The sequence below is a fragment of the Chitinophaga sp. CF118 genome (genome assembly GCF_900112615.1).
Classification (GTDB): Bacteria; Bacteroidota; Bacteroidia; order Chitinophagales; family Chitinophagaceae; genus Chitinophaga.
In genome coordinates, this window is sequence record NZ_FOMK01000009.1 from 21,926 (window position 1) to 38,054 (window position 16,129).

Here is a 16,129-nt window from a genome sequence, read left to right on the forward strand (position 1 = left end):
CAATAACATAAATAGCACTGAATAAGTCTTTACCATTTCAATACTGTTTTGGTAAAGCAAATTTAAATGCAGTAAGAAGATGATTTTTTAGCAAATGCTAAAAAGAAAGGTTGTCAGACCTGAGCCCGCATACGGCTCAGTGTTACCGGCGACATACCCAAAAAGGAAGCAATTGAGGCAAGTGATGCTCTTTGTAAGATAAAGGGGTCCCGCGAAAGCAGTTTGCGGTAACGTTCTAAAGCGCTGTCAAATTGGAGGGACAAAGTTCTTTCTTCCAAAGCGAGATAGTACTTTTCCATTATGAACCGGAACAGGTTAAACAGACTAGGGTGTTCCTTGCAGAGGTTGACAAACTCTTCGTAATTTAATTTCAATATAAAGGAGTCTTCTAGTACTTCTACATTTTCATTACTGCCAGTTTGTGTAAACAGTGCATAAGTTGATGTTATGATATCGTTTTCCCTGGCAAACAAGGTGGTAACTTCCTTACCATTAATAACAGAAAATATTCGTGCAAACCCTTTTTCAATAATGTAGATATGGTTACAACGCTGCCCCTGCTTTATTAGAAAGGAGCCTTTAGCAACATCCATAAAGACAACATGCTTGTTGAGAAGCTCCACGGCCTCGTGTGACAAGCTTGTATTTCCGAATATATTTTCTAATGTATGCAACAACATGATGAATAATCAGCCAAAGATAAGATTTGCTGATATTTCTATCTGTTTATCGAAGTGCAGAAATTGACCAGGATTATTTTCATTTCCAACTAAATCGGCTACAGGATCTACCAAATCGGCAACAGATATAGAATATTGTGGTTCTAACTTTGTGCTATCAACTTTTAAAGAAGGTACAATGAAAAAAGTAACGTTTAGCAATAGAGATTGGAAGGTTGCAGCCAACCTTTATTTGCCGGAAGATCTGGATGTTTCAAAAAATAATGCCGCCATCGTGTGTGTACATCCGGGCAGCAGTGTTAAAGAACAGACATCCGGATTGTATGCTGCAAAACTTGCAGCAGAAGGATTTGTAACCATCGCATTTGACGCGTCCTTTCAAGGGGAAAGCGGAGGAGTTCCCCGTTACCTTGAAGATCCGGCCACTCGCGTAGAAGACATCCGTTGTGCGGTAGATTATCTAACAACCTTGGAGTATGTTGACAACAGCCGCATTGGCGTGTTGGGTATTTGTGCTGGTGGCGGGTATGCGACTAATGCCGCACTTTCAGAGCGACGCATCAAAGCCGTGGGAACGGTAGTAGCTACCAATGTCAGCCGTGCTTTTCGTGAACAGTCGTTTTTGCAAACGCTTGAAGCCGTATCCGGGCAGCGCACAGCGGAGGCTAATGGAGCTGATATTTTGATTACGAACTGGACACCTAACTCGGTTGAGGATGCGAAGCAAGCCGGTATGGATGAATTGGATATGCTGGAGGCTATCGACTATTACAGAACACCGCGTGGGCAGCATCCTGCCTCGTGTAATAAATTACGCTTCACGAGTTTAGCTAACCTGATTACTTTTGATGCTTTTCATCTGGCTGAGGTTTTACTTACACAACCATTAATGGTGGTTGTAGGTGATAAAGTGGGAGCCTTCGGTTCATATCGTGATGGTTTTGAATTGTTCAACAAAGCGGCCTCTGCCAACAAGAAAATCCACGTAGTAAAAGGGGCAAGTCATTACGATTTGTACGACCAGCCCAAAGCGATGAAGGAGGCGCTGACACAATTGATCCCTTTTTATAAAGAACATCTTTTGGCGTAAATTAGTACCTGTGCAAACGATTAATTCTATATCTCAATTTCATAGACTGTTGTCTTTGCCTGATCCGCTACATCCCTTGGTAAGCGTGGTGCATGTAGAAGATATACGTCCAGTGAAGAATGTGGTTTGGGAAGGTTTCTTTTTGAATTTCTACACAATTTCTCTCAAAAGGAATGTTCAGGCTAAAGGCAAATATGGCCAAAGCTATTATGATTTTGACAAAGGCGTGATGAGCTTTACTGCGCCCAGGCAGTTACAGTCACACGTGATGCTGGCGGATGTCCAACAAAAAGAACTCGGAACAGGATATGTATTATTACTACATCCCGATTTTTTGTTACAAAACCCGTTAGCATATAAGATACTCACCTTTGGTTATTTTGATTATTCCATAAACGAGGCTTTGCATCTTTCTGTTCGTGAAGAGCAGGATATACTGCATCTGTTTCGCAAAATAGAACAGGAGTGTGAACATATCGATACGGTAATGCAGGAGATCGTATTGTCGCAAATTGACTTAATCTTAAACTACTGCAATCGCTTTTATCAACGGCAATTCATTACCAGGAAACTGGTCAACAGCGATTTGTTAAGCCGGTTGGATCAGTTGCTCAGTAACTATTTCGATGAAAACAAAGCAATACACAACGGCTTGCCTGTAGTGAAGGATCTAGCCGAACAATTACAGGTATCTCAGCGATATCTGAGTGATATGGCTCGCATCTTAACCGGGCAAAACACTCAACAACTTATTCACGGAAAACTTATTGAAAAAGCAAAGGAAAGATTGATAACGACTAATCTTTCGGTTAGTGAAATTGCCTACGAACTCGGCTTTGAACATTCGCAAAGCTTTAACAAGCTATTTAAGAATAAAACCAATGTGACGCCTCTGGAGTTTAGATCTTCATTCAATTGATAAACTATTCGGAATTTTTATCCAGCTCCTCGAGTTTTGTATACAATCTCCCAAACGTATAAAGTTGTTAAATAAAAAAGTCTCTTTTTACGAGAGGCTTTTTTATGGAGAGGAGCGGGGAGATGTCGAAGTATTTTGTTAATCCGCAAGTTCGAATCCGGTTGTCGCCGACTTAATAAGCGTTTAGCTGCTTTCTTAAACCGCGTGAAGAGTAGTATTTATGTGTTTTTAATAACAATCAGAAAAACATACTTCCCCAATGCTAAATAATGAACCGTGATATTTCGCGGTATTTAGAATCAAACCCTTGTATATCGCGGTATTGCCCCGGCCTTATAGTTAATAAATAGTTTGTTTACAGGTGCTTATGAAGATGGTATGCCAATTGGCGCATTGAATCCATAATTATCTGTAATGGAAAAAAGGCAATCAAAAACAATTGTATTTATAACTGGTGCTTTTGTTCACCATAGTTGCTGGGATGAGTGGAGAACCTATTTTGAAAGCAAGGGTTATAAAACAATCGCCCCTCCCTGGCCGCACAAAAATGTTTCTCCGGAAATACTGCGCAACAGTCTTCCTAACATAGCAATAGCGTCCAACAGGCTTGCGGCGTTAACTGATTACTACGATGATGCTGTAAGGAAGCTCCCTGAAAAGCCGATATTAATTGGGCATTCAATCGGAGGGCTTATTGTACAGCTTTTACTGCAAAGAGGATTGGGGGTGGCGGGAGTTGCCATTCATTCTGTACCACCACAGGGCATCATCACTTTTAAGTTCTCTTTTTTGAAAGCAGGCTGGGGGCCGCTTGGCCTTTTCACCCCGGCAAAAAAATCGTTCCTCATGTCTTTCCGCCAATGGCAATATGCTTTTACTAATGGGATGGATGGCGATTCGCAGAAAGAAGCATATTACAAATTTGCCATTCCCGAATCAAAGCTTATTGTGAGGGATACCATCACCAAAGCAGCCAGAGTGAACTTTGATAACCCGCATGCTCCATTGTTATTAACCTCCGGCAGCGACGACCACACCATACCGGCCTCACTGAATTATGCTAATTATCTGAAATATAAAAACAACGATTCGATTATTGAATACAAAGAATTCAAGGGCAGGAATCACTTCGTTTTGGGCCAGCCAACCTGGAAAGAAGATGCTGATTATATACTTCAATGGATAAGTAATCAATAGCATTTGGCAGGTAAGCAAACCATTTAACATTATACATACAATTAAAACAACAAAACATGTTTATGCGCACATCTATTAGAGAAATAAGTTACTACCCGGCCATACTATGGTTAATGGTGATGTTGATTGCCGGGTGCCAAACCAATCCCGGCAAGCAGTCCACATCAGCAGTAAATGATAGTACCGCCATTACAACCGAGCCTGCCTCTCCTCCATCAAACTTTAAACATGCATCGGCTAAAGTAAACGGCATTGATATTCATTATGTAGTTGGCGGGGAGGGTGAACCGCTTGTTTTATTACATGGTTTTGGACAAAACTGGTATATGTGGAATCGTCTGTTACCCGAATTATCCAAACATTTTACCGTAATAGCGCCTGATCTTCCGGGCCTGGGTGAATCGGGCAAGCCTGACAGTGGTTATGATAAAAAAGCCTTAGCCGGTTACATACACGGGCTTGTAAAGCAATTGGGCTATAATAATATAAACCTGGCCGGGCACGACATAGGCCTGATGATAGCTTATGCCTATGCAGCACAATTTTCGGGCGAGGTAAAAAAGCTGGCATTGATGGATGCATTGCTGCCGGGTGTTGAGCCTGTCTGGAGCCAGGTTAAAGCATCTGCGTGGTGGTTTGGTTTCTTCTCTTTTCCGGCATCGGGAGAACTGGTGGCAGGCAGAGAACGCTTATTTCTCACCAACTTCTGGCCGGTAGTTGGCCATGTAAAAAATGCATTTACTACTGAAGAAACAAATGAGTTTGTAAGAGCTTATTCAACAAAAGGATCAACGGCAGGAGCATTTCAATGGTTTGCCGCTTTTGAACAGGATACAAAAGATAATAAGGTGTTTATGAAGACCAAATTAAAAATGCCTTTGCTGGCAATGGGTGGCGAATACTTTGGTGCGGGCTTCCTTGTAGATCACTGCAAGCTTATTGCTGAAAATGTGAAAGGCTCCAATATCAAAGGCGCAGGCCATTGGATTGTACAAGAGAATACGGAACAGGTGCAGAAAGACTTGCTTGATTTTTTTATGGCCAATTAGTATTACCACATTACCGCTAAGGTATTACGGTGGCTATCAAAATAAATGACATGGAAACGCGAATGATCAAAACTATCGGACGTGTTGCAGGTATAAGTTTATTTGTTTTGCTGTTTTATTATAGTGATGCACAGACGCTCCCTGCTTTCAAGCAGTTACGGTATGATGAGGATTACTTTTTTCTGAAGAATGATAGCAGTAGCAATTGGTATAAAAGAACAAAATTCAGTGCTATTTCGGATGATAAAAATACCTGGTTGAGCATAGGTGGTGACATCAGGTATCAATACCTGTGGTTTAATAATGACAACTGGGGCGGATCTCCTGCCGACAAGGATGGATTTATTCTTACCCGGTATCTGGCTCATGCTGATTTTCATGCTGGTAAAAATTTCAGAACATTTGTGCAACTGCAAAGCAGCCTTGCAAATGGGAAGGTTGGGCCATCTTCACCGGTGGATGAAAACCAGTTAGACCTGCACCAGGCATTTGTAGATGTGGTGTTGCCTTTTCAACATTCGCAAACACTGACTATGAGGCTTGGTCGGCAGGAACTATTATATGGCTCTCAAAGGTTAGTGGCTGTACGTGATGGGCCTAACAACCGGCAATCATTTGACGCAGCCCGGTTGCTGTATACCAATCGTAGTTGGAAAGCCGATGTTTTCTTTTCTCATTCTGTGCAATCGAGGCAAATGTTATTTGATGACGGCTTTAATAAATACACCAGATTCTGGGGCGCTTACCTGGTTAAAAACCAGGTGCCTTTCTTCAGCAATATCGATGTGTATTACTTCGGGCTGGAGAAAAAAAGTGCAAAGTTTGATGATGGGGCAGGGCGGGAGCTAAGGCATTCTATTGGTAGCCGTATATGGCTTGGCAAAAAGTACTGGCGATACGATATTGAAGGGCTTTACCAATTTGGTGATTTTGCAGGAAAAAAAATTGATGCATGGACATTGTCTGTAAACACAGGTTACAAATTTTCCGATACAAGGCTTAAGCCTGAAATAGGGATAAAAACGGAATTGATAAGCGGTGATGCGTCATCTGGCGATAACAAATTGCAAACTTTTAATCCGTTATTTCCCAGGGGAGGGTATTTTGGTCTGGTATCTTTGATAGGGCCTGTTAATTTATTTGACGTTCATCCATCGTTTACATTGGATTTATCCAGGCGGTTGTTCTTTAATATGGATTGTGATATTTTCTCGCGCTATAGCCGGAATGATGGTTTATATGGCCCCAATGTGGCTATGATTTACTCTGGAAAAAACAGTACTAAAAAGAGTATTGGACAGCAGTATTCTACTCATCTCGAATATGTTCCCAACAGTTTCCTATACTTCCGGTACGAGTGTACCTGGTTTAAAGCCGGCTCTTTTTTGAAAGAGGTGGGGCCGGGTAAAGACATAATGTTTATGGCTACCACAGTTCAGCTCAAATTTTAGCAAACTAACCATTAACGGCTTTACCCGGCGGCAGATTTGCTGCCCGGTAAAGCCGTTGTTTTATAAAATGATAATTTAGTTTTATCTTTCTCTGGTTGTTTTTTACATCATTTTGCCTTTTTGTTCCCAATGGTATTCAAAAGTTGGTAAATGAACCCACTGTATAAAGAAATCAGTTTGAAGTTTATCATATACTTTTTTATTGTAGCATTAGTAGTTATCCCGTTTAAAGCCGCCAGCCAGGATGTGTCTGATTACCTCAAAGTTGATTCACTAATAGGGCAGTTGAAAAAAAGCAAACCGGATTCTAACCGGGTTCGGTTACTTATTAATGTATCACTAAACTACTTATCCAAAAATGAATTGAACAGGGAGGAGTATGATGAACTTTTCACCTACTTACAACATGCGATCATATTGTGTGATTCACTTGGCTTAAACTTCGTGAGGTGGAAAGTCCAGGTTCTTCACATGATGGGCGCTGCACTGGTTTTTGATAACAAGGTAGCGAGGGGAAAAAGTGTTTTTATGGAGTTGGTTAAAAATGCGCATCTTGCTGGTGACAGGAAAAGGGAGGGGGATAGTTGGGTATGGTATGCGGAAGCATTTTGGAGATATGATAGAATGCGCACTTTTAAACAGGAGGCGGAAACTGCCTATATCAATGCAATATCCATTTATCGTGAGATAAAAGATCAACAGGCGGACATAGATAAAACGCTTGACCTGGGCGCTTTGTATGGTTGTAATGACGAATACAATAAAGCGGAGCAACAATTTCTGGCCGCTATAAAAAAAAGCGAACAATTCAACTCTTACATGCTTCCCACTATTTACTACCAGCTATCTGTGGCAAACCGGTACATGGCTAATTATAATAAAGCGCTGGGATATGCATTGCATGCACTTAAGTGCATAGAAGTCACAAAAGACTCCTCCGCTATTGGAGACTGTTATGGTGAATTGGCAGAACTATACCAGGCGCTTGATAAGCCCGCAGAAAGCGTTGCGTGGTACAAAAAATGTATTGGTAAAAGAGAATTGGCAGAAGGATACCCCGCCTTTGGTTTATACCGGACATATGGTTTGCTCATAGTTCAGTTGATTAAATCCGGCGCAATAAAAGAAGCGATGGCCATCACAAAAGACCTGCAAAAACGAAGGCCGCCGAAAACATTGGCCGAAAGTGCAGCACTTTTTCAGAACATGGCGTACTGCTATAACGCTTACAATATATATGACAGCACCGAAAGATATTTTTTAAAATCGATTGCCACTTTTAACCTGGCAAACCAGGTACATGCTATGGATGATGAATTTGTATCAATGGCACGTTTTGATATTGCACATTTTTATGTAAAACACAGGCAGTTTAAAAAGGCACGTCCTTATCTGAACATGCTGCTGTTAAGTCCCAACTCTATGAACGTATCTGTATTAGCTGACGCAGCATTTTTGATGTTTAAGGTAGATTCAGCCTCTGGTAATTACCGGGCATCAATCAAATATTTCCAGCAATACAAAACCCTTACAGATTCTATTTTCAACGAAAAGAAAAGCCGGCAGATAGCCCAGTTGCAAATTGAATACGAAACGGAGAAAAAAGATCAGGAAATAGGCCATTTAACAAAAAAAGGCCAGTTGCAGCAAGCAAATTTAAAACAAGCCAATATTATAAGAAACTGGATAACAGCAAGTGCAGTGTTGCTGATATTACTATTGGCAGTTGGGTATAATCGCTATAGGTTTAAACAGAAAACCAATAAAAAACTGGAAGCGCAACAAGTTGTGATTAACAGGAAAAACATTTCGCTGTTACATCTGGTTAATGAAAAAGAATGGCTAGTAAAAGAAATTCATCACCGGGTTAAAAATAATTTTCATATCGTGATGGGATTGCTGGGCACACAATCGGGTTATCTTAAAAATGATGAAGCGATAGCTGCGATAAAAGAAAGTCAGCAGCGTATATATGCCATGTCACTTATTCATCAGAAACTGTATCAGTCGGAAAATCTTTCCTCTATTGATATGCCGGGATATATTAATGAACTGGTGGATTCCTTAAAAGAGTCATTCGACAAAAGAGCTTCTTTGCAATTTCATTTGCAGATAGATCGTATTAACCTGGAGCTTACTTATGTAATACCGGTAGGGCTTATTTTGAATGAAGCCATTACCAATGTATTTAAATATGCTTTCCCAGATAAAGTGCAAGGGAATGTATACATTTTATTTAACCACAGCAATGATGATCACCGGATGGTGCTTACTGTAAAGGATGACGGAATAGGTTTGCCGGCCTCCTTTAATGGCAATAGCCAATCATCCATGGGTCTGAACCTGATGAAAGGATTGAGTGAAGATATTGACGGCAACTTTACTATGCAAAGTAATAATGGTACCATTGTTACCGTAAGCTTTGTCTATAATCCTGGCCAGTCGAAAGACTTTTTCTCATCTGCTCCCAACCCAAACTTTAATGTATGAAGCAAAAAATACTGATAGTAGAAGACCAGTTTATAGAAGCTGATTATTTACGAATGATGCTGACCGCAGCTGGTTACCCGGTTTGCTCCATTGCCCGCTCGGTGGCGGAGGCACAGGAAATTATAAAGAATGAACAGCCCAATTTGGTTTTACTGGATATTTTTTTAAAAGGGAAATTTACAGGTATTGATCTGGCAAAGCAATTAAAGGAAGAGCATATCGCTTTTATATATCTCTCGGCTAATTCGAACGAAGAGATTTTAACAGCGGCAAAGGCAACAGAACCTTATGGCTTTTTAGTAAAGCCATTTAGAGAGAAAGATCTGCTGGTTTCACTTGAAATTGCATTTTACCTCTATGAGCATAGCATTAATGCAAAGTGGCAAACGGAAATGCAGGTGAAAAAGGAATTGTTACAAATTGAGAAAACGAACGACAATTGGACACAAAAGTTTTTGAGTACCGCCAGGGCCTTGCAACGGTATCTTTCTTTCGACTGCCTGGCTGTAAAGTTCAAATCTCTGGAGGGAGATCATTTTTCCGGTTTTGCTTTATCACGTATTGGTTTTGATGAATACCAGGTGATAGGCATTACGGAGCTTTCCATTATGTCCGGTCTGGATCCGGAAAAAATAAGGAAGCTATTGATGCATACCCCTGTTGATAATACGGCAGGCTGGTATAACGGGGATGATTTTAAAAGCCTGTTTGCCACGCATCCAATGAAGGCTTTGTTTGCCAATACCTTTGGAATGGCTTCTAATCTGGTATTGCCATTTTTATCTGCCGATAATTTTATTTTCTCATTAAGCTTTTTCAGGCGTATTCCGGATGGCTATAGTGCGGAAAAAATGGATTGGCTTTTTCGCCTGCAACAGCCTCTAAGCGCGTTGATGAATGGTATCGCGACAGATGAAAAAAGAGGCGCTTTGTCCATGAATTACAAACCTGCTATGGAGGAACAAGCGGCATTAAAAAGTGGGGTGGGGTATTTTGAAGATATTGTGGGTAGCAGTCCGGCATTGCTCCATATAATGGATATGATAAACCAGGTGGCACCTTCAGATACCTCTGTTTTAATACTGGGTGAAAGCGGCACCGGAAAAGAAAAAATAGCCGATAGTATCCATCAACTTTCTCCCAGGAAAGGGCAGCCATTTGTTAAAATAAATTGTGCTGCGCTACCGGCTTCTTTGATAGAATCGGAGTTGTTTGGCCATGAAAAGGGAGCTTTTACCGGTGCCATCGGGAAAAGGATTGGCAAATTTGAACGGGCTGAAAAAGGAACAGTTTTCCTGGATGAGATTGGCGAATTACCCCTTGAACTACAGGTAAAACTGTTACGTGTATTACAGGAGAAAGAAATTGAGCGTGTGGGTGCCGAGTCATCCATTAAGATAAACGTGCGTATTATAGCGGCAACTAACCGAAATCTGGAAAAGGAGGTGGCAGAGGGCAGGTTTCGCCTGGATTTGTATTACCGCCTCAATGTTTTTCCGGTCTTATTGCCTCCACTGCGTGACCGCAGGGAAGACCTGCCCGCCCTGATTGAGTATTTTATTCATTATTACAACAGGAAGGCAGGTAAAAAAATAACCGGCGTTGCTGATAAAGTGCTGAAAAAAATGATGGCTTATGACTGGCCTGGCAACATACGTGAACTGGAACATTTAATTGAGCGACATATCCTGCTTGCCAAAACTTCTGTTATAGAAGATATAAACCTGCCGAAATTCGTATCGAATGAGCAGCCGGATATAATATCTGCAGGCAGAATGAAAACAATTGATGAAAATGAAAGAGACCACATATTGGCGGTGTTAAAAAAATGCAACGGTAAAATCTGGGGCCCTGCCGGTGCTGCAGAGATATTAAACCTTCCTCCATCAACATTAAGGTCTAAAATGAAAAAATTAGGAATAAAGAAGGAATACGGCGAATGATGGTTTTTGTACGCTTACCAGTATCGTATAAAAAAAAAGAGACCACATTTCTGTGATCTCTTTTGAAGGTGGAGAGGGGCGGGGAGATGTCGAAATTTTTGGAGGATTTTGAAAGGCTAAGCACTGCTTTAATTGGTTGATTATCATACCAACCGCTCTTCAAGCATATATTTCCAGGTAATGAAGCCTTTCTGCTCGTTGCTGTAGTCATGAACAATCCGGCTGAAATTTTCTGGTGCGGCAGTAATAAAGGCGTGCCTGCCTTGCTTTCTGATAATATCCAACTGCCTGTCTAATTCTTTTAAAAAGACTGGTAATAGCGATCGCTGCTTTTCAAAATGCCATAAGTAGCTGGCTTCTTCGGTATCCAGGGTTTCTAATATCACATGATACATTTCTTCTCCTTCTGTCAGGAATACAAAAGAGAATGGCTGAAGTACAAACCGGATTTTAAGAATATGTCCGGCATGTTTTTCGGCCAGGTAGCGAAGTTGTTGATGATGCTTAAAATGTGGCTGCTTCAATATATCTGCAATCAATTCCTCTCCGGTTTCATAAAGTGGCTGTCCTGCTTGTAGCTGGGTTATGTCCAGCACGTTGCGTTCAGGTAATGGGAACTTACCTAGGATTGTTTTTGTAACAAATTTGAATCGTACGCCCTCAATGACTTCTTTATTGATCATCTTTACATCGGCAGAATCTGCTGATTGGGATACCAGCATCCCCTTTTCCAGTTCCGCATATATAGAAACAGTTATGTTTTTGGTTTTCAGCACTTTAATAAAATAAGGCTTCAAAACCTCAAACTCCGGTCTGATATCTTCATGTGCTATTTCAAATTCAAGTTTCTCGTCCGGTTCCTTGTAAGTATATGAAAAGCCTATCGCACCGTATTTGAATTCAAGGGATTCCAGCGGAACTTTAATCTCTTTTTCTATGGTAAGTATGTCACTTATGGCAACAGGCGTAATTTCTTCTACCGGGTCATCAAACAACGATCTTTGGCGGATTAACTTCCTGTAATAGGTATTTCGCTTTAAAAACAATTTGTTCAGGTAATCAATCTTAATATCGCGGTAGTCATAAATGACAGGTGCTATTTCTGATCGTTGTACCCGGCCTATATACTGGATGAGTTTTCCTTCAAATGAGAATGGATAAACAAGGAACAGGCAGGTAGCATTGTCCAGATCAGTCCCTTCTCCAAAAAACTGACCTGTGGTGATCAATACCTGGTAATTACCTGATTGTAGCAGCTTCCATTTGGCATCACGGCTGGCAGTACTATCATCTCCGCTTAAAGTAATGGCTTCATAGGACTGTTTCAGGTATTGGTACAGTGAATCAATATGTTCCTTACGTTCGGTTAGAACAACGACACGCTTTCCGCTACTGAGTTCCTTTATTATATCTTTAAGAATCAGAATGTTTCTCGTTGAATCATGTACCAGAATTTTAGACAAGGTTTCAAATCGATCTGTTTTCTGGTTAAATGGTACATCCAGAGAGGTGTCTCGTATAATTATTGTTGCCTGAGAAGACTTGGTTACCTGTTGGTTAGTTATTTCTGCAATAACGTCACCCAAATGGATGAAGATGAGTTTGCCATCATTGTATTTACGAAATGGAGTTGCAGTAAGACCATACTGGTAATAGCTATTGAACTGCTGGATGGTACTGCGGTAAGTTTCAGCAGGGATATGGTGGCATTCATCAATTAATATAGTTCCGAATGAGCTGGTAAGGTCGTTATTAGATTGATTGGCTATAGCTTTTGCCAGGCTTTGAATAGTAGCCAGTGTCACCATCGCTCCGGGCTTATACTTCCCCTGACCTATTCTACCTATTTCAGCAGCAGGAATTCCGAGAAAAGTAGCAATGCGTTCTGCCCACTGTTCCATCAGCTGTTTCCTATGCACTACAATAAGTGCTGGCTGTTGTTTAGCCGAAATTATTTTTAACCCTATCAAAGTTTTGCCGGAACCAGGAGGTGCTACTATTACTCCTATATCTTTTTTTTCTGTTGCGGAAACTCCTATTTGCTGATAATCCCGCAATGTCGCATGAAACCGGAAAAGCTGATTAGGCTTTTTGTCTCGTTGATCTTCTAGTTTGTAAGTAATATTGTTTTCCTTGCAAAACCGAAGAAGCCGTCCAGTAAATCCACGGGGAATAATAGTATAATCGTTTGTTTCTTCAATAAATCTGAAATAGCGTTTGCTTCCATAGGTACTTTTGCCTGTCTTCTGCCGGATGAAGAATTCTGTATTAGCAAAATTCAGCTCTTCTCTCAAATAATTAATCAGAATGATGGGTAAGCCATTTCTGGCTATTGCGATAACATTATTTAATATTATGGTTAAGCCTTGATTAGGCTTAGTATTTATTGATAATGCAATATGGCCTAACTTCTCATATAGATTATCTAAGGTAGATCCCTGTGCTTTTTGTATGGTTGTAAGGAAGTGCCATTGGTCGGGATAGGCTTCCATAGTTTCGGGGGCAAGAAAGCAACTATTCCCATTATCCATAGCTGGTTTATGAAAAGGCAGGGCTATCAGGTTGCCTAAGCCTTTTCCGGAAAGTGTATCCTGGTTGGGAAACAGCCTGTCAAAACTGGAATTCTTATCGAATGTTGAAATGATACGGGCTTCTGTTAGTAATGAAAGTAGTATTTTCCGGCTCTTCATTGCCGGGTAGGGCTGTTGAAAGAAAACCCAGACGTGTGCGCCATTTCCGGAACGGGAACGTTCAAGGTAAGCAGGAATGCCTTTTTGTTGGCAAAGAGCCAGAAACTTACGGCTGTCATCAGTCCAGTTCTCTTCATCAAAATCTGCTGCGATAAACCACGATGTATTATCTGTTAAAAGAGGATAAAGGCCAATAAGCTGGGTTCCTTGTAAATGTCGCTTTATCTGCTCTTCTGTTAAGTGTTGATAAGTCTTTTCGGGGAAATTACTAAGCGTACCGCCTTTCATTTTATGCACCTTATATCGGTAAGGGTCAAAATGATAGGCGGGCATGTATCCAGATTTTGCGCCCTTTTCCCAGTGTAAAGCAAAAACATCATTCCGGCCTTTAAAAAGGGAAGTAAATGATTCTATTTCAGTGGGATTCATCAGTAATTTTTGACTGGTTTAAATGGCTGCTATAAAGTAGATTTATTAATAACTGGTTCATTATCATTAAATTGAAATTGCGCAACCAAGTAGCTGATTTGGTTACAAAATAAGAAATGTTGTATAGGTTCTCACGTCGTCCAAGTGTTATACAGCATTTTACTCTTCATAAATGTCGGCTTTTTAATAGGCTATGAACTCTAACCTGGATTCTATTGTTGTTAAGGACTTACATGTCCGATTATCTCTAATTTTTGGCACTTTCCTTTTTTTGTGCCAAAAATTAGTATTTTTGAGCAAACCTCTTTTAACTTGCAAAAGTCACTCTACATTAATGAGTTAAAAAAGCATTTTAAAGACCACAGTGCTTTTTCTAATTCGGAATTGATGAGTTTTTATCTTGATAAAGCTCCAGATATCACTAAATCAACATTAAACTGGAGAATACATGTCCTCGTTAACCAAGGTATAATGAAAAGGCTAGGCCGGGGACTTTATGCTCTTGGTACTTCTATAGAATATCATCCGGAAATTAATGATATACTGTTAAATATTAATAAGATTCTTATAGATCAATTGCCTTTTGCAAAGACTTGTTTATGGAATACTGCTGTTTTTAACCAATGGATGATTCACCAACCCGCCTATTTTTATAATATAGTTGAGGTTGAGAAAGACGTTTTAGAATCTGCTTTCCATATTATTCAAGAGGGATTTCCCGATTCATTTTTACAACCAGATCGGGAAATATTGGAGCGATATTCTAAAAATAAACCAGGTGTAATCTTAATTCTTCCATTAGTTTCAGAAGCGCCTATTCAAGCGACGCTACATAATGACATTGAAATTAGTACTCCTTCAATAGAAAAGGTTATGGTAGACGTGTTCTGTGATGAAATTGTATTTAACGCGCAGCAAGGAACCGAACTAAAAAACATTTATAATAGTATTCTTTCTACTTATACTTTGAATATCAATAAGTTATTGAGATATGCAATGAGACGGAAGAAAAAGGAAGCGTTTCTTGAATACATAAAAACCAGAACTAATTTTTGGCATCTTTTTGAAAAAAGTGCCGTTTTATAGTATGATAAAAAAGGATACTTATACAATAGAATGGATAAAGAACGTATCTCGTAACCACCGTAATGCGGATCCTATTCTAATTGAGAAGGCTATAAGAGCGTTAGCCTTATTACAGGCTCTAGTAATAAATAAGCTGGATTTTGTATTTAAAGGGGGTACTTCCCTTCTTTTACTCTTTGAACATCCTAAAAGACTATCCATTGATATAGATATTATTTTGAATAATCATGCTATTGATTTGGAAGCGCTTTTTACCCAAATAGCTTCAGACACAAATTTTATTAGGTGGGAAGAGCAAGCAAGAAAGAAATCGTCAACAATTGAAAAAGCACACTATAAGTTTTTTTATACTCCTATACATAAAACAAATAAAGAGGAAGAGTATATTTTATTAGATATTCTGTTTGAAGCCAACCATTACCCATCGCTTACAAAATATCCTATTAAGTCATCCTTTCTTCAATTAGAAGGGGAAGAGATAATGGTAGTGGCTCCTATTTGTGAGGGACTGTTGGGCGACAAGTTAACTGCTTTTGCCCCTAACACCACAGGTATCCCGTATGAAAAGAATGGCGATAGTATGACTATGGAAATTATCAAACAGCTATATGACATTAGCAACCTATTTGATATTTCAAGTAATATGGAAGAAGTCCGTAACAGCTTTTCAAATATTGCTCAAGTAGAGTTACAATATAGAAATCATACCGACAAAAGCATTGAGGATGTTTATAAAGATATTATAGACACATCTCTTACAATTTGTTCAAGAGGAGTTTTAGGAGCAGGAAATTACTCGCAATTACAGGATGGGATACAAAGAGTATCGCGGTTTATATTCGCTGAAACGTTTCATTTAGATAAGGCCATTACAGCGGCAGCCAAAGCTGCTTACTTAGCCAATTGGATAAGTAAGGGTGATGGACAATTCAATAGATATAGCAATAATGTTTCAGAAATAAAGGAATTTAACATTGAGGATCCAGCCTTCAACAAGCTAAATAAACTCAAAAAGTCTAATCCCGAAGCATTTTATTATTGGTACCATATAATAACCCAATAAAAACTGGTAGATGGCATTCAATGAAAATTCAAGAGTTAAGAT

11 protein-coding genes are annotated in these 16,129 nt (G+C 39.8%); 9 read left to right on the top strand and 2 right to left on the bottom strand.

The genetic code is table 11. From position 1 onward, the window contains the following. Positions 1 to 113: 113 nt before the first annotated feature. Positions 114 to 593: a Crp/Fnr family transcriptional regulator gene (locus tag BM176_RS25405; RefSeq protein ID WP_177230544.1), complete on the bottom strand. Its 480-nt coding sequence runs from the start codon at positions 591 to 593 to the stop codon at positions 114 to 116. 265 nt (positions 594 to 858) lie between these two features. Here BM176_RS25405 and BM176_RS25410 point away from each other — a divergent pair, with 265 nt between their 5' ends. The 7 genes from BM176_RS25410 to BM176_RS25440 all read left to right on the top strand — a co-directional run bounded on the left by BM176_RS25410 (position 859) and on the right by BM176_RS25440 (position 10,819). Beyond that, positions 859 to 1,770 carry an alpha/beta hydrolase gene (locus BM176_RS25410; protein WP_090107166.1) on the top strand — a complete coding sequence of 304 codons (912 nt, stop codon included), beginning with the start codon at positions 859 to 861 and terminating at the stop codon, positions 1,768 to 1,770. 10 nt (positions 1,771 to 1,780) lie between these two features. Next, positions 1,781 to 2,689 carry a helix-turn-helix domain-containing protein gene (locus BM176_RS25415; RefSeq protein ID WP_090107167.1) on the top strand — a complete coding sequence of 303 codons (909 nt, stop codon included), beginning with the start codon at positions 1,781 to 1,783 and terminating at the stop codon, positions 2,687 to 2,689. 414 nt (positions 2,690 to 3,103) lie between these two features. Further along, a complete protein-coding gene (locus tag BM176_RS25420) occupies positions 3,104 to 3,886 on the top strand; it encodes an alpha/beta hydrolase (protein ID WP_090107168.1) in 783 nt (260 codons plus the stop codon). Positions 3,887 to 3,948: 62 nt separating this feature from the next. Further along, positions 3,949 to 4,935 carry an alpha/beta fold hydrolase gene (locus BM176_RS25425; protein ID WP_255373585.1) on the top strand — a complete coding sequence of 329 codons (987 nt, stop codon included), beginning with the start codon at positions 3,949 to 3,951 and terminating at the stop codon, positions 4,933 to 4,935. A 50-nt stretch (positions 4,936 to 4,985) separates the two neighbouring features. After that, positions 4,986 to 6,386: an alginate export family protein gene (locus BM176_RS25430; RefSeq protein WP_255373586.1), complete on the top strand. Its 1,401-nt coding sequence runs from the start codon at positions 4,986 to 4,988 to the stop codon at positions 6,384 to 6,386. A gap of 150 nt (positions 6,387 to 6,536) precedes the next feature. After that, entirely contained in the window at positions 6,537 to 8,876 is a 2,340-nt protein-coding gene (locus tag BM176_RS25435; protein ID WP_090107170.1) for a tetratricopeptide repeat-containing sensor histidine kinase, read from the top strand. Then, positions 8,873 to 10,819: a sigma 54-interacting transcriptional regulator gene (locus tag BM176_RS25440; protein WP_090107171.1), complete on the top strand. Its 1,947-nt coding sequence runs from the start codon at positions 8,873 to 8,875 to the stop codon at positions 10,817 to 10,819. Before BM176_RS25435 ends, BM176_RS25440 begins: the two co-directional genes overlap by 4 nt. A gap of 143 nt (positions 10,820 to 10,962) precedes the next feature. Here the strand turns inward: BM176_RS25440 and BM176_RS25445 are convergent, their stop codons facing one another. Continuing rightward, positions 10,963 to 13,938 carry a DEAD/DEAH box helicase gene (locus tag BM176_RS25445; RefSeq protein ID WP_218162284.1) on the bottom strand — a complete coding sequence of 992 codons (2,976 nt, stop codon included), beginning with the start codon at positions 13,936 to 13,938 and terminating at the stop codon, positions 10,963 to 10,965. A gap of 312 nt (positions 13,939 to 14,250) precedes the next feature. Between BM176_RS25445 and BM176_RS25450 the strand changes: the two genes are divergently transcribed. Both BM176_RS25450 and BM176_RS25455 read left to right on the top strand, forming a co-directional pair. Then, positions 14,251 to 15,024: a DUF6577 family protein gene (locus tag BM176_RS25450; RefSeq protein ID WP_143097928.1), complete on the top strand. Its 774-nt coding sequence runs from the start codon at positions 14,251 to 14,253 to the stop codon at positions 15,022 to 15,024. Position 15,025: 1 nt separating this feature from the next. Then, positions 15,026 to 16,087, top strand: coding sequence for a nucleotidyl transferase AbiEii/AbiGii toxin family protein (locus BM176_RS25455; protein WP_090107173.1), 1,062 nt, complete (start codon positions 15,026 to 15,028; stop codon positions 16,085 to 16,087). Positions 16,088 to 16,129 lie beyond the last annotated feature (42 nt).